Raw genomic sequence first — 19232 nt, 5'->3', positions numbered from 1 at the left:
GCTGCCTCAACCTCGGGCGGCGGCCGCCGCCTCCAGCAGGGGCCAGCCGTCGACCTCCACGGCCCGCCGTTCTTCCCCCGGCTGCCACCCGCGGGCCGACGCCGCGTCGAGCAGGGCCCGCACGGCGCCGGGTTCGTGCAGGTTCAGGGAGCCGCCCCGGACGTATCCAACGTCCCCGGAGCCCAGAGGGAACCCGCCCGGGACGTACCGGCCCGGCCCTCCCGCGAAGACGATGCGCAGCGGGCCGCCGGTGCCGGCCGGCTGCGGGTACAGCGTGAGGGTCTCGCGGCAGTCCGCGGACCGGCCGCTGTCCAGCATGCGGTGGCTGTGGCGGAGCGTCCACAGGTACGCGCGTCCGTCGGCGACCAAACGGCGGGGCTTCCTCGGATGGCGGGGCACGGAGCCGAGGGTACGCGGCCTAGGGGATGTCTTGCCCCCTAGGAACGCCCTCGCGTCGCCACCGCAACGCCCGTCCCGATCCCTGCGATCACGAGCCCGATCCCACCGAAGATCAGCGGCAGCAGCCACAGCGAAATGAACCCGTTGATCCGCGCGTCCTCGGGGGAACCCGCGTCGTAGAGCACCTCGACCCGCTCACCCACCTCGTACGACGGTGGATTGGATCCCGTGGAGTCCTCGAACTTCCTCGGCGCGCCATCCGCCGACGTGAACTCGACCACCGGGTACGCCGCGGGCTTGTCGTCCGCCTGCGTCCTGCGAGATGCGTCGTCGTCTTTCCGCCACTCCAGGGACACCACCGTCCCCCGGGCACGCTTCGCATCCGCCAGGAACGACGCCGACACCCCCGCGAGGATCAGCCCGATGGCCAAGAACAACGCCCCGAACGCGATCACCACGAACGTGATCCACCGGCGGCCACCCCGCCCACGCACCTGAAACCTCACGACGTCCCCCTCACTTGTCCGGTGTGAGAGGGACGCTATCCCTGGCATCCCAGTCGCCATGCTCCCGCCCCCGCTCTTCGGAACGGTCCCACTGTCGTCGGACACCCCTCATGGAGATCGTGCGACGAGTGGCGGGCGAGGACCGAGACGAAGGACGGCAGCAATCGCCGGGGCAGACGCGGGGAGTCAGCCCTTGACGGCGGAGCTGGCCACGCCCTGGACGAACCAGCGCTGGAAGAAGGCGAAGACGATCAGGACGGGCAGGACGAGGAGGACGCCGAAGGCGAGGATCTGGCCCCAGTCCGGGGGTTGCTGGCCCTGGAAGACGCTCATTTCCAGGGGCAGGGGGCGGACGGAGGGGTCGGAGACCATCAGGACCGGCCACAGGAAGGAGCCCCACTGGGTGAGGAAGGTGAGGATCGCGACCGAGGCGAACACCGGCTTCGACATCGGCACGATGATCGCGAAGAACGTGCGCCAGGGGCCCGCGCCGTCCAGCCGGGCCGCCTCCTCGATGCTCGGCGGGATCGAGCGGAAGAACGTGTGGAACTGGTAGATCGAGAAGGCGTTGGCGATGAACGGGACCGCCTGGATGAAGACGGTGTTGCGCTGGTCGTTGAACATGTAGAAGAGCGGCACGGCCACCGACTCGAACGGGACCAGCATCAGCAGCAGCACGAGCGTGAAGACGGCCTCCCGGCCGCGCCACTTCAGCCGTGACATGCCATACGCGGCCATCGAGTTGACGAAGAGGCCGCCGGTCACGACCACGAACGCAACGAGCAGTGAGATGCCCATGAAGCGCCAGAAGTAGCCGGTGCTGTCGGAGTTGAGGGCGTCCAGGACGGTCGCGTAGTTGTCGAAGGACAGGTGGGTGGGGAGGAAGCCGGTCAGGCCGTTCAGCACCTCGTCCGAGGGCTTGAGGCTGCCCAGGAGCAGGTACAGGACGGGCAGCAGGAAGATGAACGCCAGGACACCGAGGACGGCGTAGTCGGCGAAACGGCGCAGGGGCGCGCGGGTCGCGCGGGGCGCGCGGGGCGCGCGGGGCGTGGCCATCGTGGGTCAGTCCTCGTTGTCGGGCCGGACGACGCGGCGCTGGATGAGGGTCAGGGCGACGACGATCAGGAAGAAGACGACCGTGATCGCGGACGCCTGGCCGATGTTGTTCTGGTCGAAGGCGGTGGTGACGGCCTGGTACATGACCGTGCGGGTGGCGTCCTCGTCGAGACCTCCGCCGTGGATGAGGACGTAGACCTGGTCGAAGACCCGGAAGGACAGCACGGAGGTCAGCATGGCGACGAAGACGAGGGTGCCGCGGATGCCGGGCAGGGTGACGTGGCGGAACTGCTGCCAGCGGCTGGCCCGGTCGAGTTCGGCGGCCTCGTAGAGCTCGCCGGGGATCTGCTGGAGCCCGGCGAGCAGGATGACCATCTGGAAGCCGACGCCCTGCCACACCGACAGCACGATGATCGAGGCCATCGCCGTGCCGGTGTCGCCGAGCCAGTCGAAGGCGCCCCAGTTACCGAAGCTCACCGCGTGCAGCGCGGAGTTGAGCAGGCCCTGGTCGCTGCGGGCGAGGATGAGCCGCCAGATCACGGCGACCAGGGTCATGGGGAAGACGACCGGCATGAAGAACAGCGATCGGAACAGACCGATCGCCTTCAGCTTGCGGTTGAGCAGGATGGCCAGGGCCAGCGCCAGGCCCGTCTGGAGCGGTACGACGACCGCGGCGAAGGTGAGGTTGTTGAGCAGGGCCCGCAGGAACGGGCCGGACAGGTCCGGGTCGGTGAACAGGCGCCGGTACTGCTCGATCCCGAAGAAGGTGGGCTCCAGCGGGGAGCCGAGGCGCACGTTGTAGAAGGAGAGGACGACGGCGTAGCCGAACGGGATGCCGACGAAGGCGATGAGTCCGGCGACGGCGGGCGTGGACATGAGCAGTCCGTGCGCCCAGTCCCGGTTCGTGCGCACCGGCCGCGCGCGCTTCACGGCGTTCACGGGCGGGCCCTGCTCCCTCCTCGGGGGCGCGGCGGGCGCGGGTTCCACGGTCTTCACGGGGGTGTCCTGTTCCCGGCCGGGACGGGTGTGCCGCCGTACGCGTCCTGCGCGTGGTGAGCGGTCGCGTCCCGGCCGAAGCGGCCTACGGGATGACGGGATTACGGGATCTTGTAACCGGCGTTGTCGGAGAAGTCCCGGTCGATGGCGCGGGCGGCCTTCTCCAGGGCGCTCTTGGGGTCGGCGCCGCCGTATATCGCGTTCAGGGCGTCGCTGAACTTGGCGGTGACCGTGGGGTATCCGGCGGAGACCGGGCGGGTCACGGCGACGCAGGACGTGGTGACGTCGCTGTCGCCGCAGGGCTTGGCGAGCTGGTCGGCGAAGAGCTGGAGCGGGCCGCCCCGCTGGTACAGCTCGCTCTTGGCCAGCGCGGACTTGGTGGCGGGCGGGGCGCCGTTGGCCGTCGTCATGGCGGTGACGTTGGTGTCGTTCAGCAGGGTGTCGAGGAAGGTCCCGGCCGCCTTGGCGTTCTTGGAGTTCGCGCCGATGCCCCAGGCCCACGAGCCCTGGCCGGTCTTGGGGCCGTTGCCGAAGTCGGGCAGCGGCAGCACGACGAGGTCGTCGCCGAGGGCCTTGCTGTAGGCGGGGTACATCCAGTGGCCGACCCAGCTCAGCGCGACGCGGCCCTTGGCGAAGGCGTTGCCGTCGGTGTTGGGGTCGGTGTACGGCTTCCAGGACTGGAGGGTCTTCATCGCCGACACCGCGGCGGACGTGTCCAGGGCGCCCTCCGCCTTGCCGTCCTTCAGCAGGGAGCCGCCCGCCGACCAGAGGATCGGCGCGAAGCCGAAGGTGCCCCACTCGTTGGCGTAGCCGCTGTTCTCCTGGAGGTCGACGACCTTGCCGTCGGAATCCTTGGCCTTGAGTGCCCTGAGCGCGGCCGTGAACTCGGCGGCGGTCCAGTCGTCGGACAGGCGCGTCGGGTACTTGACCCCGGCCGCGTCCAACAGCTTCTTGTTGCCGTAGACGCCGAGCCCGGAGTCGTACATGCCCAGGCCGTAGAGCTTGCCGCCGATCTCGCCCTGTGCCTTGCCGGCGTCGGTGGCGTTGGACATCGTCTTCGCGGAGACGTAGGAGTCGATGGGGGCGAGCTTCTTGTTGTAGACGAAGTTCGCCATGGTCGGGCCGTCGAACTCCATCACGTCCGGCAGCTTGGAGGCGTCGGTGGCGGTGATGGTCTTGGTGTAGTCGTTGCCGGGGATGAGCTTCAGCTCGACCTTGATCTTGCGCTGGGAGGAGTTGAAGGACTTCACCGCCTTCCGCAGGGCGGTGTCCTCGTTCTTCTGCCCCTGGTGGGCCCAGACACTGATGGTGCCCTTGCCGCTGCCCGCCTCCGCGGATATGTCGGCGCCGCTGCCGCCGCCGCAGGCGGCCAGTGCCGCGAGGGGCAGGACGAGGACCAGGCCCGTACAGGCGGTGCGGCGGTACCTTCTGTGGGTCGAGCTCATGGTTCATGCCTCCGTGCGGTGCGAGGGTCCGTGGTGCTCGGGTGCTTTCCGGCGTGGGGTCGTGGGACGTCGGGGGCGGGCCCGGCGGCGTAGCCGGGGAGGGTTACTGGGGTCCGCGCGGGCGCGGCGGGGCGGTGGTCTCGCGCAGGACGAGACGGATGGGCATCTGCACATGCCCGGGCTGCCCGGCGTCCGGCTCGTCGAGCTGCCGCAGCAGCAGCCGGGCGGCCTCGGCGCCCTGCCCGGCGACCGGCTGGGCGACGGTCGTCAGCCCGACCACGTCGGCGAGTTCGTGGTCGTCGAAGCCGACGACGGACACGTCGTCCGGCACCGTCAGCCGGTGCCGCCGCAGGGCGCGCAGGGCGCCCATCGCCATCTCGTCGGACTGCGCGAACACGGCGGTCGGCGGCCGGGAGGCGGCGAGCAGTTCGGTCATGGCCCGCTCGCCGCCCTCGACGGTGTAGTCGCCGTCCGCCTCCAGCGCCGGGTCGTGCGCGATCCCGGCGTCGGCCAGCACGTCCAGGTACGCCTGACGGCGCGTGATGGGCGTGGTCCAGTGCTGCGGTCCGCTCGAGCCGCTGATCATGCCGATCCGGCGGTGGCCGAGGTTCACCAGATGCCGGACGGCGCTCTCCGTCCCGGCCCGGTCGTCGATGCCGACCACGGTGAACCCGGGCCGGGCGCCGCCGACCGTGGTGGCCAGCGGCACCCCGAGCGACCGCAGCGCCGCCGACTCCTCCTCGTCGGGGATGAGCAGCGACAGCACGGCGTCCACCCGCTTGCGGACCGGCATCTTGGTGAAGAAGCGCTTGCGTGTCTCCGGCGAGCCCAGGTTGTACAGCAGAACGTCGTACCCGGCGGCGCTGAACACGTGCTCGGCGGCGTCCAGCACGGTGCCGAAGAACCAGCGGCCCACGTACGGCACCACCACCCCGATGGTGAAGGTGCGCCCGCTGGCCAGGCTGGACGCCGAACGGGACGCCGTATAGCCGAGCTGGGCGGCGACGGCCGTGATCTGCGCCGCGACTTCGCCGGAGACGCCCGGCTGGCCGCGCAGCGCGCGGGACACGGTGGACGCCGAGACTCCGGCGGCGCGGGCGACATCGGTGATGCTGACGCTCACAGCGCGTTTCTCCCGTCTGTTTCACATCGGTGTGATCTGGGGGTGACGTGACCGTAAGCCCGACCTCGCTGTTGCGCAAGCGTTTGCGTTGAGTTTTACTTGGGCCGATTCTGAAGCGAGACCTTTGAGACCCATGGTCAGCGCACGCGTTTGAGCGCTGCGAGCCGACAGGAACTGCGCATGCGATACGCCCCGCCCGGCCTCTGCGTGAACGACTTCGCCCTGCTCCGCGACGACGACGGCACCTACGCGGTGCTGCACCTCCAGGGCCCGTGGACGAGCGAGTTCGACCACCTGAGGATGGAGACCTCGTACGGCCGGGCCACCTCCACCGACCTGGTCGGCTGGCGGCCCGAGAGCACCGCCTTCGGCAATGGGCTGCCCGGACGCTTCGACCAGCAGGCGGTGTGGACCATGCATCCCGTCCCGTACGGCGGCGGAATGGCGATGTTCTACACGGGCGTGAGCGGGCTGACGGACGGCGGCTGGCCGCTCCAGTCCGTCGGGTTGGCATACTCCGACCGCACCGACGGCACCGGCTGGCGCCGCCACGGCACCGGTCCGGTCGTCGAGGCGGACGCCCGCTGGTACCGCACCGGTGAACGCATGGGATGGCGCGACCCGTTCGTCGTGCGCGACGACGCGTCGGACGGCTGGGTCATGGTCGTCTGCGCCGCCGACGCGTCCCTGCCCGTCGAGGTCAGCGGCTGTGTCGCCTGGGCGACGTCGGACGACCTGGAGCACTGGACGGTCCACCCGCCGCTCATCTCACCCGGCGACGTGGACGAGTTGGAGTGCCCGGTCCTCGAACGTCTCGACGACGGAAGCTGGCTGCTGATCGGCTCGATCGGCGCGACCCGCGGCTTCGAGGCGTGGACCGCGCCCCGGCTGCGGGGACCGTGGACCCGCCGTGGTCCGCTCGGCCCGACGGGCTCCTACGCCCCGCGCGTCATCGCCGCCCCCGACGGCTCCCGCGTCGTCCTGCACACGACCCCCCGCCGGGTCGGCCTCACCGACTCCGGCGAACGCTGCCGCGGCATGCTGGCCCAGCCCAAATCCCTTGTCGTGCCGGACGGTTCGGCACCCCGCCTGGAGTGGTGGACCGGCCTGGACGCCTGGCTGCTGGAGGAGACGACGGAGCCGGTGCTGCACGCCGTCGGTGATGTGGATGTCTCCGGGCGCGTGGAGATCACCCTGCGCACCGGCGAGGACGGCCCCGCCCTGGTCGTCGGCTGCGACGGCAAGAACCTCTGGGTCACCGGTCCCGCCGGCGTACCGCTGGGCGAGACCGTCCTGACCGAACCCGCCGCGACCCTGCGGATCCTCACCGTCGGCGAGTACGTCGAGGTCTACGCCGACGGCGTCTTCGTCCTGACCACCCTGTGCTACGCGGGCCACCCCGCCCCCTGGACGGCGGTGACGGAAGGACGCACCCGCACCCTCCCCGTCCGCCCCGTCCGCCTGCCGGATCCCGACCGGGACGACGCCTCCGCGGTGTGGCCCGGACCGGCGGCGCCCTGATCTAAGAAAACTTTGATGCGGACAATATCCCTTGTGATCAGGCCGCAGCCTTGTTACGTTCCCGCCCATGACGAACAGGCAACCGGACTCCCCGGCCGGCGTCGGTAACCGTCTGCGGCGCCGCAGGCGGGCCCTCCGGTTAACGCTCAAGGACGTGGCCGACCGGACCGGTCTCACCGAGGGGCATCTCTCGCAGGTCGAGCGCGACCAGGTCAACGCGAGCGTGCGCACCCTTCAGCGGCTGTGCGAGGTGCTCAAGCTCAGCGTCGGGGACCTCTTCGACCAGGGTGGGTCCGTGGCCAGCCCGGTCCTGCGGTTCCGCGACACCCACGGCATGTCCTTCGGCGAGGGCGCCACGAAGATCAAGCTCACCCCGGGGACCTTCGACCATCTGGAAGTGCTCCTCGGCCACTTCGCGCCGGGGGGCTCGACCGGTGTGGAGCCCTACACCCACGGCAGCTCCGAAGAGCTGCTTCTGGTGTTGTCCGGCGAGGTGGAGGTGTGGGTCCGCGAGCAGTCCCACCGGCTCTCCGCCTTCGACTCGATCCACTACCTCAGCAGCGAGCCCCATCGGGTCGTCGAGGTCACGGGCGCGGAGGAAGCCCGGGTGCTGTGGGCGATCGCGCCGCCCACGTACTGAATCCCCGCCCCACCGGAACACCGCTGGGCAGCCACCGTTGGAGACACTCATGACCGCGTATCGGAACGGCGAGATATCGCACTGGATGGCGGCCTCCCGTACCGCGGACGGGCCGGCCGCCGACCTGTCGCAGCGACAGCGCGGGGCCGCGGGTCTGCCCGACGAGGAACAGGACCTCGTCATCGTCGGCGGTGGCCTGACCGGGCTCTGGGCCGCCTACCTCGCCGCCGTGGACTCCCCCGGTGCGAAGATCACCGTCCTGGAGGCCGAAGAGGTCGGCTACGGCGCCTCTGGGCGCAACGGCGGCTGGCTCTCGCCGCTCATCCCGGGCAACCGGGCGGTGTACGCCAAGGCCGCGCGCAGGCGGGGCGAGGACGGGGCCGCCGCCGTCGCCTCCTTCCAGCGGGAGATGAACGGGGCCATCGACGACACCCTCCGCATCCTGGAGGAGGAGGGGATCCAGGCGGACCAGCACCGGGGCGGGCACCTGCGGGTGGCCACCACTCCGGCCGCGATGAAGCGCCTCGAGCTCACCCACGCCGCGGATCTCGCAGCCGGCTACCGCGCGGAGGACATCGAACTCCTCGACGCCGAGGCCGTCAGGAAGCGGATCGCCATCCGCCCCGCGCTGGGCGGCATGCTCACCCGCACCACCGCGCGGGTCGACCCCGCCAAGCTCGTCCACGGCCTCGCGGCGGTGGCGGAGGCCAAGGACGTACGCATCCTCGAAGGCACCCGCGCCACGCGCATCGCGCCCGGCGCCGTGACCACCGAGCGCGGAACCGTACGGGCCAGGACCATCCTGACCTGCCTGGAGGCGTACTCCGGACAGGTCGAAAGTGACGCCCGCGGCCTCGGCAGCCGTGACATCATCCCCGTCAACTCCTCGATGGTCGTGACCAATCAGCTCCCCGCACGTGTCTGGGAGCGGATCGGGTGGCAGGACCGGGAGTGCCTGGGCGACGCCGCGCACACCTTCGTCTACGCCCAGCGCACCGCCGACGACCGCATCGCCATCGGTGGCCGCGGCACGCCGTACGCCTTCAACTCCGGCACGCCGGGCCGGGGCGGCGTGGACGCCCGTACGGTGCGCACCCTGCGGGAACGCCTCCACCTGTTCTTCCCCGACGTGCGGTTCACCATCGAGCACGCCTGGCGGGGCGCCATCGGCGTGACCCGCGACTGGTGCGCGGGCATCACCTTCGATCCCGCCACCGGGATCGGGGTCGCGCGCGGTTTCGCCGGACACGGGGTGACCGCCACCCAGCTCGCCGCACGGACCCTGCTGGACCGGGCGGCCGGGCGGGACACCGCGCTGACCCGCCTGCCCTGGAACGACCACGACTCCGGTCGCTGGGAGCCCGAACCGCTGCGCTGGATCGGCGTCCACGCCATGTACCGGCTCTTCGGCTTCGCCGACCGGTGGGAGGAGAGCCGCCACTCCCAGGACACCTCCCTCATCGCCCGTTTCGGCTCGCGACTGGCAGGACTCAGCGAATGAAGAACACACCGCACCGGACCACCACCGTCGACCGTGAGACCGGCGGGCCACCGGCCGAGGTGTCCGAACCCTCCTTCCGGCGCTCCCTGGTGAGCATGGCCTTCACCGAACTGTGGGAGCGCTACTCCTTCTACGGCCTCCAGGGCATCCTCTCGTTCTACCTGCTCTACGCGCTCCATGACGGCGGCCTGGCCCTGGCCCCGGCCGTCGCGACGGGCATCGTCGGCGCCTACGGCGGCGCCGTCTACCTCTCCCAGATCCTCGGCGCCTGGCTGGGCGACCGGCTGATCAGCCCGCAGAACATGGTGCTGTACGGCGCCGTCGTCATCACCGTCGGACACCTGGTGCTCGCCTTCGCACCCGGCCTGACCGGGCTCGGCGTCGGCCTGGTGTGCATCGTCCTCGGCACCGGGGCTTTGAAGACGAACATCACCTCGATCGTCGGCTTCGTCCTGGACCAGCACCAGGACGAGCGCTACCGCGACGCCGGGTTCTCGTACTTCTACATGGCCATCAACATCGGTGCCGTGGTCGGCCCGCTCACCACCGGTCTCGCCCAGAACGAGATCGGGTTCCACTTCGGCTTCGGTCTGGCGGCGACCGGCATGGGCGCGGCGCTCGTCCAGTACATCGTCTCGATGAAGAAGCTCCCCGAGCGCGCCCGGACCGTCAACAACCCCCTCCCCGCGGGCCGCCGTCCGCTCGTCGCCCTGGCGGCCCTCGCCGCCCTCGCGGCCATCGGTGGCGCCGTCGCCTTCGGCCTGCTCCGGGCGGAGAACCTGTCCACCGTGGTGACGATCGCCGCGCTGGTGGCGGCCGCCGTCTACTTCCTCACCATGACCACGTCGTCGGCGGTCAGCCGCGACGAGCGCCGGCGCATCCTCGGCTACCTTCCCCTCTTCCTCGTCTCCGGGGTGTACTTCGGCTTCCTGTTCCAGAAGTTCACGGCGATCTCGGTCCTCATCACCGAACGCATCGACCTGCACATCGGCGACTGGACCTTTCCGGTCGCCTGGGTCACGACCGTCAGCCCGCTGGCGGCCGTCCTCATCACCCCGCTCATCGCCAGGATGTGGAAGACCCTGGGGGACCGCCAGCCCGGCCCGGTGGTCAAGGTCGCCATCGGGCTGATCCAGATCGGCTGCGCGTATCTGTTCCTGCTCATCATCTCCGAGGCCACCGGGAAGGCCGACATCCCCTTGGCCCTCGTCCTGTTGTTCATGATGATGGCGGGCTCCTCGGAGGTCTTCGTCGGCCCGATCGGGCTGTCCCTGGCCACGCGCATCGGCCCCGAGACGTTCCGGTCCCAGATGGTCGGGCTCAACTTCCTCACGCTCGCCCTGGGTTCGTCCCTCGCGGGCCTGCTGGGGCAGCTCTTCACCGCGATCGACAACGCCTCGTACTTCACCGTCACCGCCGTGTGCGGCATCGGCATCGGCCTGGCCCTGCTCGCCACGCGCCGCCCGGTGGGACGTCTGCTGCGGTCCGGGCTGGAGCACTGAGCCGGGTTTCAGGCGGTCACAGGGAAACGCCGTAGCGAGGTTCGTACCGTTCGGCCACCTGCCCGGATTCACGGCTGCCAGCTGCTTGCTGAGCCGTGTCGGTGGTAGGCCTTGTTGGCGATGCGCCAGGTGTCGTCGACACGGACCAGCAGGAAGACGTCGGTGAACGTGTCCGCACCGTGCATGAGCGTCATGGTTGCGGTCGCGACCGCGACGTGGACGTCGATGGTGTCGATGCGGCGGGACCGGGTCCGTTCGTCCGGGGCCGACCGGCCGTGGAAGAGAGCGCAGTACTCGGCCAGCGGCCACGAGACGAATACGCCGTCCCGAACACCCTCGATGTGGGCGGTGGGCAGGAACGCGTCGCGGAAGTGGGTGGGATCACCGGTGGCGTGTCCGCGGATGTAGGCGCGGAGCGGTTCGAGCACGGCGTCCGCCACGGCGGGGACCGTGGCGGCGACAGCGATGTCGGCCTCAGGGGCGGCAGGGGTGTCGGCCAAACCGGCTGCGCTGCGCAGGGGGGTGTTCGACGCGGCGGCCAACAGAGCCATGTCCTTGGCCAGCGCACCGATCGTGAATTCGGCCGTGGCGGTGGCCGACTGGTCGGCGAGGTAGGGACGCTTGCGGGCCACGAGCCCGCCGAGCTGGCCGAGTTCGAGGACGTCCAGCACCTGGGCACGGGGCAGGCCGAGAGCGTCGGCCTGCCGCAGTGAGTCGCGCAGCGCGAGGACGGCGCCGGTGAGGCTGTTGTTGGCGATCAGCTTGAGCGCGGCGGCGGTGGAGGCGTCGCCCACGTGCCGCACGGTGCCCAGCGTTTCCAGGACCGGCCGGACCCGTTCGAGCGCGTCTTGGTCGGCGGGATCGGCGGCGGCAAGAACGTGCAGGCTGCCGCCGGTGGCAGCCTGCACGGAGCCGAGCACGGGCGCGTGGACGTAGGACGGACCGAGTTGCCGGGCCAGCTCCGCTGCTTCGGCGGGGGCGATGGTGCTGGTGTTCAGCACGATCGCCATCCGAGGTCTGCTGGAGCACACCGGATCCCTCCGGTGGAGCCTGCGGCCGGGCCTGAGCGCATCACTGCACCACCGCCTGATCACCGGCGATCTCGACATCGCCGTCGTCACCGACGCACCGCCCGGACTGCCCCACGACCAGCGGGTCGAACGGCGGTTCCTCGGGCTGGACGACATGGTCGTCGCGCTGCCCGTCGGTCATGCACAAGCCGGGCGCGGCCCGGTGCACCTGGAGACGTTGGCCGACCAGACCTGGGTCGAGGACAACGACGGTTCGGCGGCGCTCCTGCGCCAGCACGCCGCCCGCGCCGGGGTCGGCGCCCGCATCGACCTCACGGCGGCCGATCTGCCCGGCAAGCTGGCCCTGGTCGCGACCGGCCACGCGATCGCGCTGATACCCGGGGTGCTGTCGTGCGCACTGCGGGCCGACGTCACCACGGTGGCCCTCGTCGATCCCCCGACCCGCGGCATCTACACGATCACACCACGCCGCGACCGCCACCCCTCCGCAGCGCCCCTGCTCGACCAACTCGCCACGGCCTTCGCCTCGGTCCGGGTTGGTTGATCGGCTTCGGGCATCAACGTGCGGTGCTCAGGAGAAGTCCAGCACCAACCGACCGCGCAGGCCGCCGGCCTCCAGCATGCGGTGGGCCGTGGCCGCCTCGTCGGCGGGCAGCACCTCCGCGACGCGCAGCGTCAACGTGCCGTCCTCTGCCTGGCGGCGCAGCGTGTCCAGCCCCTCGGTGTCGGTGATGCCGTCCGGCACCATCACCGGGCACACCCGGATACCGCGCCCGGCCGGACCGGACCAGCCCCGCAGCTCGGCCAGGGCCCCGCCGTCGGCGATGGCGGGCACGGTCTCGGTGGTCTGCATCGAGCCGTCCACGAGGCCGGGAACACCGTCGGGGGCCAGCGCACGAATACGCGCGGCCACATCGGGGCCGCGCTCGACGACATGGTCGGCGCCGAAGCCGCCTACCAGCTCGGTGTCGTACCGGGCGGCGTCCGCGATCACGGTCAGCCCGTCGGCCTTGGCCAACTCGACCGCGTACCCACCGACGGCTCCGGCCGCACCGGTCACGGCGACGGTCCCGCCGTGCGGCACGGCCAGCGCGTCCAGGGCGAGGCGTGCTGTCATGGCGTTCATGAGCAGAGTGGACGCGGCGGGGAAGTCCGCCCCCTCGGGTGTCGGCACCACCGACGCGGCGGGCACCACGACCTGCTCGGCGTAGGCCCCGCCGTGCGAGCTGGTGAACAGCACCATGGCGATTACTCGTTGGCCCACGGCAAGCCGCTCGTCGGTCCCGGGCCCGAGCTGGTCGATCACGCCTGCGGCGTCCATGCCGGGCACGAACGGGGGTCGACGGTCGGGCATGCGGACGGCGTGGCCGCCGGTACGCAGCATGACGTCGGTGGGACTGACGGCGGCCGCATGCACGCGAATGCGAACCTCACCCGGACCCGCCTGCGGTTCGGGCAGGTCCACGACCTGTAGTGCTTCCGGGCCGCCGAAGTGGCAAACACCAATCGCCTTCATGACGCCTGCAACCTGCCGCGGTGGCACGGAATTCCGAACGAAGGCGGTCACTCCACCAGCCGCACGACCCGACCACGCCAACCCACAGCGGGCAGCCGCCACCCACGGTAGCGGCGGACGCAGGGAGGCTCGCCAGCGCTGCGTGCCGCGCGCGGCACGCAGCAATTTCACAACGCTCATCGGCCGCATCAGGGCATCGCGAACGCCTATCTTCTGTAACCGTTACCCGCGCCACCACCGATCCGGACCAGGTCTCCAGCCAGCGCAGCGTCATGTCTGGAGAACGGGCCCTATAAGCCAGTAGTCGACGCTCACCTCGGTTCCGAAGGCGACGCCACCCTGCAACGACCCTGTTCGAATGGGGCCAAGCTCCTGAAATATGGTGCAGGCCGTGCGGCCGGCAAGAGCCCGAAGCCCCTCAGCCGTGTAGCTGCGGACAGACCGTGAGATGTCTGCGTAGTATTTGATCACGCCGGGCAGGTCAACCAGAGTTCCCATCGGATGCGTGAGGAGCATCAGTGCGTAGGCTGCCACCGGTCGGCCCTGGGCAGCGAGCCGCGCTTTGGCCAGGTCGTCCGAGACCCGTTGCGTATAGGCTGCCGCAGCCTGGCGATGCTCTCCTGCGAAGTCGAAGGTGTACGCCGCCTTGGCCTCAAGCAGCGCCAGTGGGTGGCGTCCTGGGCCATCGAGTACGGCGAGATCTGTTCGAGCGCGGCCGGGCAGGCCAGCGGCCTTCCACTCGCGTGCTACGACGCAGTGGGGCAGTTCTGTGTGTAGCGCCCACGCCAGTCTGTCCCGGATTGGTAGCTCCGGTTTTGATGTGAGCGCAAGATAGGCAAGTTCGCCCGGCGCGAATGATGCACCGACCTTGTCCAGTGCACTGACGAGTAAGTCCGCAGTGATCTCAGCCATGCTGGACAGGCTCTCATCCCCGCCACCGGACCCAAGCTGGTAAATGGGCCCTGTCGGCAGTGAGGGGCAAACAACCTGCGTCCGCGCGGGCCGCCGCGAGTTCGGCGAGCACCGGCGCCAGTCCGGGGCCGTCGATTGCCGCGAGATCGAAGGGTGCGGGGCCCGTGGCGACGACCTGGGCGCTGCCAGGTCCTCGCCGGTGCTGGTGAGCGGCACGAGCCGCCGGAATCAGCTGTCGGGCGTGAGCTCGAGCGCGTCGAGCACTCCGTACACCCCGAGGAAGAAGGTCGCCACGCTGCTCAGGACGAGGGCGGCGGTCAGCCAGGGGCTGCCGCGGAAGCGGGGCGGGACGCCGGTGTAGCGCAGGCGCCAGACGGCGACCACGACCGCGAGCAGGAAGATGCCGCCGCCGATGCCGCCGATCTGCACCATCAGGACCGGGGACTGGACCCACAGGAAGATGCCCATCCAGACCGGGGGCAGGCAGCAGGTGAGGATGCGGATGGTGCGGGTGCGGATGCGCATGTCGTGCCAGTCGATGACGCCGAGCAGACCGAGGGTGTTGGTCCACAGGCGGGGGACGCTGGCCGACGAGGCGACGGTGACCGAGAAGAGGACGGCGATCGCGCCGGCCAGGAACAGGTACTCGGCCCAGGGGCCGAGCGTGTCGGTGTAGATGTGCGACAGCGTGGTGATCATGTCGTTGCCCTCGGGCACCAGGCCCTGCGGGTGGAGCACCGAGGCGCCGATCACGTAGAAGGACAGGGTGCAGACGGTGCACACGAGCCAGGAGACGCCCACGTCGAGCCGCATGACCTTGAGCCAGCCCTCGGCCCGCCGGGCGCGCTGCTCGGTGCCGTCGTCGGGGCCGGTCCAGCGGGCGTAGCCCTTCTCCAGGCACCAGTACGTGTACGTCGTCATCTCGTCGGCGCCGACACCGGTGATGCCGAACATGGCGAGCGCGATGCCGACCGTGCCCGCGGGGATCTGGAAGCTCAGTCCGCTCGCGAGCTGCTCGGTGCCGTATCCGAAGGCAGTGAAGGGCAGGGCGAGGGCCAGGCCCAGGGTGATGATCGTCTTGAGCGTGATGCCGACGACCTCCACCCGCTCGATGACGGGGTACTTGCCCGTCTGGAGGATGAGGATCGCGGCGCCGGTGACGATGACGGCCCAGATGGTCAGGGACGACGTGCTCAGCGCCGCCCCCTGGATCGGCAGCAGGATCGAGCAGGCCGCCGCGGTGCCGCCGATGATGCCGCCGCGCTGGAACATCTTGGCGAAGTCCATGCCGATCCAGAGCCAGTTGATCCAGCTCAGCCGGCCGATCCGGGGGCCGACGTCACGGAAGCCGTCGAGCGCGGGGCGGCCGTTGAGGATGGTCCAGCGGGCCAGCTCCATCTGCACCCACACCTTGACCGCGGTGGAGATGATCACCAGCCACAACAGCGCGAACCCCGCCTTCGCGCCGAGCGAGGTGGTGGTGATCAGTTCACCGGAGCCGACGACGGCGGCGGACAGCACGAGCCCGGGGCCGAGCTGGCGCAGTCGGCCGCGGAAGCTCTCGGGGGCCGGGCGGGCGTCTTCGGCGCGCAGCGCGTACGGGTCGGGCTGCGCGGGGGGCGGCGCCGCCGTGGCGCCGTCGGTCGTGGTGGCCATGTCTGGTCCTTAGAAGGATCTTCCGGCGTCGTCGCCGGCGTCCGGAACGGGGAGGGGGACGGGGGTGGTGTGTGCGGTGGCGTTTCAACGCGCCTGGTGGCGCGGCTCCTGGCCCGCCAGTACGCGGACGACGTCCTCGGCCACCATCGCGCCCATGGCCTGGTTGGCCTCGGGCGTGCAGGCGGCCATGTGGGAGGTGAGGAGCGTGCGCGGGGCCTCGCGCAGCGGGTGGTCGGCGGGCAGCGGCTCGGTGCTGAACGCGTCGAGGGCCGCGGCGCCGAGGTGCCCGGAGCCGAGCAGGTCGGCGAGCGCGTGTTCGTCGACGAGGCCGCCGCGCGCGGCGTTGACCAGGACAGCGCCCGGCTTCATCGCCGCCAGTCGGGCACGGTCGAGCAGCGGGGTGCCGGACGGATCGGGCGGGGTGTGCAGACTGACGGCGTCGGCGCGCTCCAACAGGGCGTCGAGCGCGGCCGGTTCGGCACCGTGCGCGCGGACGTCGGCCTCGGACACGTACGGGTCGTGGGCGAGCAGCTCCATCCCGAAGGCGCGGGCGTAGCCGGCCAGCAGGCGGCCGATGCGGCCGAAGCCGACGACGCCGAGGGTCTTGCCGTGCAGTTCGGGGCCGAACAGCTTCGGCCAGCCGCCCGCCGCCACCGCGGTGTGCGAGGCGGCGAGGGAGCGGGTCGCGGACAGCAGCAGGCCGAAGGTGTACTCCGCCACCGCGCGCGAGTTGCTGCCCGGCGCGCACACCACCGGTATCGCGCGCGCGTGGGCGGCGGCCACGTCGATGGTGTCGACGCCGACGCCGTGCTTGGCGATCACCTTGAGGCGGGGTGCGGCGTCCATCACCTCGGCGGTGATCGGGTCCATGCCGACGATCAGCGCATCCGCTCCGGCCGCGTACGAGAGCAGTTCGGCGGTGGGGAGCGCCACGTCCTCGTAGGGGCGCAGGGGACCTGCTCCGGCCTCGTCCAGGATCTTCCAGGGGCGCGCCGAATGCCGGGCGAAGGTCGGCGTCGTGATGAGCGTGGTCGGCATCAGCGCGCCCCGCCGCGCGCCGCCTCCAGGTGGGACGTCGCGATCTGCTGAAGGTGCACGACATCGGCCGCGACGGACGCGAACGTGAAGCCCTCGGCGAGGCGACGGGCGGCGCTCGCGCCGTCGGCGTTGTGGATGCCGGCCGCGATGCCCGCCGCCTCGGCCGCCTTGCGGACGCGGGTGAGGGCCTGCTCGAACTCATCCTGTACGGACGGGTCGGTGGAGGTCGCGCCGCCGATGGCCAGGCGCAGGTCGGACGGGCCGACGTAGACACCGTCCAGGCCGGGGGTCGCGCAGATCTCCTCGACGTTGGCCAGGCCGTCGGCCGTCTCGATCATCGCGAGGACCGCGGTCTCGTCGTGGGTGTCGGCCGGGTTGGGCCCGATGCGCAGCTGAGCGCGCATCGGGCCGTACGAACGGCGTCCCACCGGCGGGTAGCGGACGGCGGCGACGGCATCGGCGGCGTCCCGGGCGCTGTCGATCAGCGGGACGATCACGGCGCTCGCGCCCGCGTCGAGCGCCTTGCCGATGTAGGTGAGGTCGTTGGCCTCCACGCGCACCATGCCGACGGCGGTGCTGCCCTTGGTGTCGGTGGCGAGGAGGTTGTTCAGCATGCCCTGGTAGCCGAAGAGGCCGTGCTGGGCGTCGAACGCCAGGTAGTCGTAGCCGACGCGGGCGAGGCGCTCGGCGGCGATCGGCGCGTCGAGCAGCGACCAGTAGCCGATGAGCTCCTCGCGATTGCGCAGCGCGGCGATGAACTGGGCTGAAGTGCGGCCGGTGGCCATGGGTGTCTGTCTCCCTTACGAGGTGGGCGGCGAGGTCGGCGAGGTCAGCGGTTGTAGGCGGGCATCGGGCCGCGCAGCCGGGCGCCGACCTCGTCGCAGGCGGCCAGGACGTCCGCGGGCAGGGGGCCCGCGGACGCGGCGGCGATGTTGGCCTTCAGGTGCTCGACCTTGGAGCCGCCGAGCAGCAGCGCGTCGGTGGAGGGCCGTGCCAGTAGCCAGCGCAGGGCCAGGTCGGTCAGCGGCAGGCCCGCGTCGGAGGCGATGCGGGTGAGGTCGGTGACGGCGCGGAACAAGTCCTCGTTCCAGTACCGCTCGCGGTACTTCGCGGCCAGCTGGGAGTCACCGAAGCGCCCGCCCGCCGGGGCCTGCGCGAAGCTGTGTCGGCCGGTGAGCAGGCCGCCGCCGAGCGGGTTGTAGACCATCGTGCGCAGTCCGGTGACCGCGGCGTATTGGGCGTACTCCACGTATTCCTCTTCGATGCGGCGCGCGAGGAGATTGTGGAGCTGCTGGGCGAGGACGGGGCGCGGGGCGCCGACCTCGTCGGCCACGCGGTTCAGCTCGGCGATCTGCCAGGCGGCGAAGTTGGAGACGCCGAGGGCGAGTACTTTGCCCGCCCGGACGAACTCGGCGATGGTCGCCAAGGTCTCGGTGAGCGGCGTCCCGCGGTCCGGCTGGTGCAGGTAGAAGACGTCGACGTGGTCGGTGCCCAGGCGTTTGAGGCTCCCGTCGAGCGCGGCGCGCAGGCCCTCGGGGGACAGCGGCGCGTGCGCGCCCTGGTCGGGGTGCGGGATGCCGGCCTTGGTGGCGAGAACCACCCGGTCGCGGCGGCCGGGCAGCAGCTCGGCGAGAATGCGCTCGCTCTCGCCGCCCGCGTAGCCGTTGGCGGTGTCCACGCCGGTGATGCCCGCGTCGAGTGCGGCGTCCAGCATCGCGGCGGCCGTCGCGCGGTCGGCGGTGTCGCCGAAGGTCATCGTGCCGAGGACGAGACGCGACAACGGGACGGGCACGTGCGGGAGTTCGAGACCGACGGTCACGGCGGTTCCTTCCGAGGCGGGCGGTGCGGGTGGTGCGGTTTCGTGCTCGTGCGCGACCTCATGCGTGATGTGCGCACCTGGAGGTGTCGTGCGGCTACGCGGCCTCGACCGGTTGCTGCGGTGGTTCCCGGCGGTGTACTGAGCTGCGGAGAGCGCGGCGTAACGTGCTGTGTAGGCCCGTACGCAACGCGTCCGCACGGCGACGCGGTCCGTGGGTGACGGCCGTCGGCGCCACGGGAACGCTCGCACGGTTGCGTAAATCACGCAAGAGTTCTCGCGCACTTCACGCAACTTGTGCCATGATCCTCACCGGGCCGCCCGCCGCCGGGCACGCCCGAGGAGGTTCCGTTCCGTGACTCCCCCGCTCCCGCCCCCACGTCCATCCGCCTCGCCGCCCGTATCGCCGTACGCCGTCGCGCTCGCGGACCCGTCCGGCACGGACGCCGCCGATGTGACCGAGGTCACTGCCGCGCACGACCTCATCGTGGACCTGGACATCTTTCGCCCGCCACCCGCCGACGCGGCACGCGCCGCACGGACAGCGCCGCGCGCGGCGCGGCGCACCGCGCCC

Annotated in this window: 16 protein-coding genes and 3 pseudogenes; 6 read left to right on the top strand and 13 right to left on the bottom strand. The window is 71.0% G+C overall.

Features of this window, described 5'->3' with window-relative positions:
* Positions 1-6: 6 nt before the first annotated feature.
* The 6 genes from EEJ42_RS05155 to EEJ42_RS05130 form a co-directional block, all read right to left on the bottom strand.
* Complete coding sequence (locus tag EEJ42_RS05155; protein WP_184502942.1) at positions 7-399, bottom strand: hypothetical protein; 393 nt, start codon at positions 397-399, stop codon at positions 7-9.
* A gap of 38 nt (positions 400-437) precedes the next feature.
* Positions 438-905, bottom strand: a complete 468-nt coding sequence (locus tag EEJ42_RS05150; RefSeq protein WP_246096066.1) for a DUF3592 domain-containing protein — start codon at positions 903-905, stop codon at positions 438-440.
* Between the two features lie 186 nt (positions 906-1091).
* A complete protein-coding gene (locus EEJ42_RS05145) occupies positions 1092-1961 on the bottom strand; it encodes a carbohydrate ABC transporter permease (RefSeq protein ID WP_123098809.1) in 870 nt (289 codons plus the stop codon).
* Between the two features lie 6 nt (positions 1962-1967).
* Positions 1968-2957 carry a carbohydrate ABC transporter permease gene (locus EEJ42_RS05140; RefSeq protein WP_123098808.1) on the bottom strand — a complete coding sequence of 330 codons (990 nt, stop codon included), beginning with the start codon at positions 2955-2957 and terminating at the stop codon, positions 1968-1970.
* A gap of 101 nt (positions 2958-3058) precedes the next feature.
* Positions 3059-4402: an ABC transporter substrate-binding protein gene (locus EEJ42_RS05135; RefSeq protein WP_123098807.1), complete on the bottom strand. Its 1344-nt coding sequence runs from the start codon at positions 4400-4402 to the stop codon at positions 3059-3061.
* A gap of 103 nt (positions 4403-4505) precedes the next feature.
* Positions 4506-5525 carry a LacI family DNA-binding transcriptional regulator gene (locus EEJ42_RS05130; protein WP_123098806.1) on the bottom strand — a complete coding sequence of 340 codons (1020 nt, stop codon included), beginning with the start codon at positions 5523-5525 and terminating at the stop codon, positions 4506-4508.
* A gap of 180 nt (positions 5526-5705) precedes the next feature.
* On the opposite strand from EEJ42_RS05130, the gene EEJ42_RS05125 reads away from it, so the two are divergent.
* From EEJ42_RS05125 to EEJ42_RS05110, 4 genes are all read left to right on the top strand, one after another.
* The gene (locus EEJ42_RS05125) at positions 5706-7046 is read left to right on the top strand and encodes a glycoside hydrolase family protein (RefSeq protein WP_123098805.1); all 1341 of its coding nucleotides are present in this window, start codon (positions 5706-5708) and stop codon (positions 7044-7046) included.
* Positions 7047-7113: 67 nt separating this feature from the next.
* On the top strand, positions 7114-7686 hold the full coding sequence (locus tag EEJ42_RS05120; RefSeq protein ID WP_123098804.1) for an XRE family transcriptional regulator: 573 nt from the start codon (positions 7114-7116) through the stop codon (positions 7684-7686).
* 49 nt (positions 7687-7735) lie between these two features.
* Positions 7736-9187, top strand: a complete 1452-nt coding sequence (locus EEJ42_RS05115; RefSeq protein WP_123098803.1) for an NAD(P)/FAD-dependent oxidoreductase — start codon at positions 7736-7738, stop codon at positions 9185-9187.
* On the top strand, positions 9184-10689 hold the full coding sequence (locus EEJ42_RS05110) for a peptide MFS transporter (RefSeq protein ID WP_123098802.1): 1506 nt from the start codon (positions 9184-9186) through the stop codon (positions 10687-10689). Before EEJ42_RS05115 ends, EEJ42_RS05110 begins: the two co-directional genes overlap by 4 nt.
* 68 nt (positions 10690-10757) lie before the next feature.
* Here the strand turns inward: EEJ42_RS05110 and EEJ42_RS05105 are convergent.
* Positions 10758-11693: pseudogene (locus tag EEJ42_RS05105) on the bottom strand (nuclear transport factor 2 family protein); the annotation flags it as partial.
* A 1-nt stretch (position 11694) separates the two neighbouring features.
* Between EEJ42_RS05105 and EEJ42_RS05100 the strand changes: the two are divergent.
* Positions 11695-12264 (top strand): annotated as a pseudogene (locus tag EEJ42_RS05100) (LysR substrate-binding domain-containing protein); the annotation flags it as partial.
* A gap of 27 nt (positions 12265-12291) precedes the next feature.
* On the opposite strand, the gene EEJ42_RS05095 reads toward EEJ42_RS05100, so the two are convergent.
* The 6 genes from EEJ42_RS05095 to EEJ42_RS05070 form a co-directional block, all read right to left on the bottom strand.
* Positions 12292-13236: an NADP-dependent oxidoreductase gene (locus EEJ42_RS05095; protein WP_123098801.1), complete on the bottom strand. Its 945-nt coding sequence runs from the start codon at positions 13234-13236 to the stop codon at positions 12292-12294.
* 270 nt (positions 13237-13506) lie between these two features.
* Positions 13507-14148, bottom strand: coding sequence for a hypothetical protein (locus EEJ42_RS50175; protein WP_148081853.1), 642 nt, complete (start codon positions 14146-14148; stop codon positions 13507-13509).
* Positions 14149-14376: 228 nt separating this feature from the next.
* Complete coding sequence (locus tag EEJ42_RS05085) at positions 14377-15804, bottom strand: Nramp family divalent metal transporter (RefSeq protein WP_123098799.1); 1428 nt, start codon at positions 15802-15804, stop codon at positions 14377-14379.
* Between the two features lie 84 nt (positions 15805-15888).
* Positions 15889-16842: a phosphoglycerate dehydrogenase gene (locus tag EEJ42_RS05080; protein ID WP_123098798.1), complete on the bottom strand. Its 954-nt coding sequence runs from the start codon at positions 16840-16842 to the stop codon at positions 15889-15891.
* A complete protein-coding gene (locus EEJ42_RS05075) occupies positions 16842-17627 on the bottom strand; it encodes an HpcH/HpaI aldolase family protein (protein ID WP_123098797.1) in 786 nt (261 codons plus the stop codon). Before EEJ42_RS05075 ends, EEJ42_RS05080 begins: the two co-directional genes overlap by 1 nt.
* A gap of 44 nt (positions 17628-17671) precedes the next feature.
* Positions 17672-18661 (bottom strand): aldo/keto reductase, encoded by a 990-nt coding sequence (locus EEJ42_RS05070; RefSeq protein WP_123098796.1) that lies wholly within the window; start codon positions 18659-18661, stop codon positions 17672-17674.
* Between the two features lie 352 nt (positions 18662-19013).
* Between EEJ42_RS05070 and EEJ42_RS05065 the strand changes: the two are divergent.
* Positions 19014-19232, top strand: a pseudogene (locus EEJ42_RS05065) (four-carbon acid sugar kinase family protein); the annotation flags it as partial.

The sequence above is a fragment of the Streptomyces botrytidirepellens genome (assembly GCF_003721215.1).
GTDB lineage: Bacteria > Actinomycetota > Actinomycetes > Streptomycetales > Streptomycetaceae > Streptomyces > Streptomyces himastatinicus.
The sequence above is the reverse complement of the archived record's forward strand: the minus strand, read 5'-3'. Positions and strand labels throughout refer to the sequence as shown.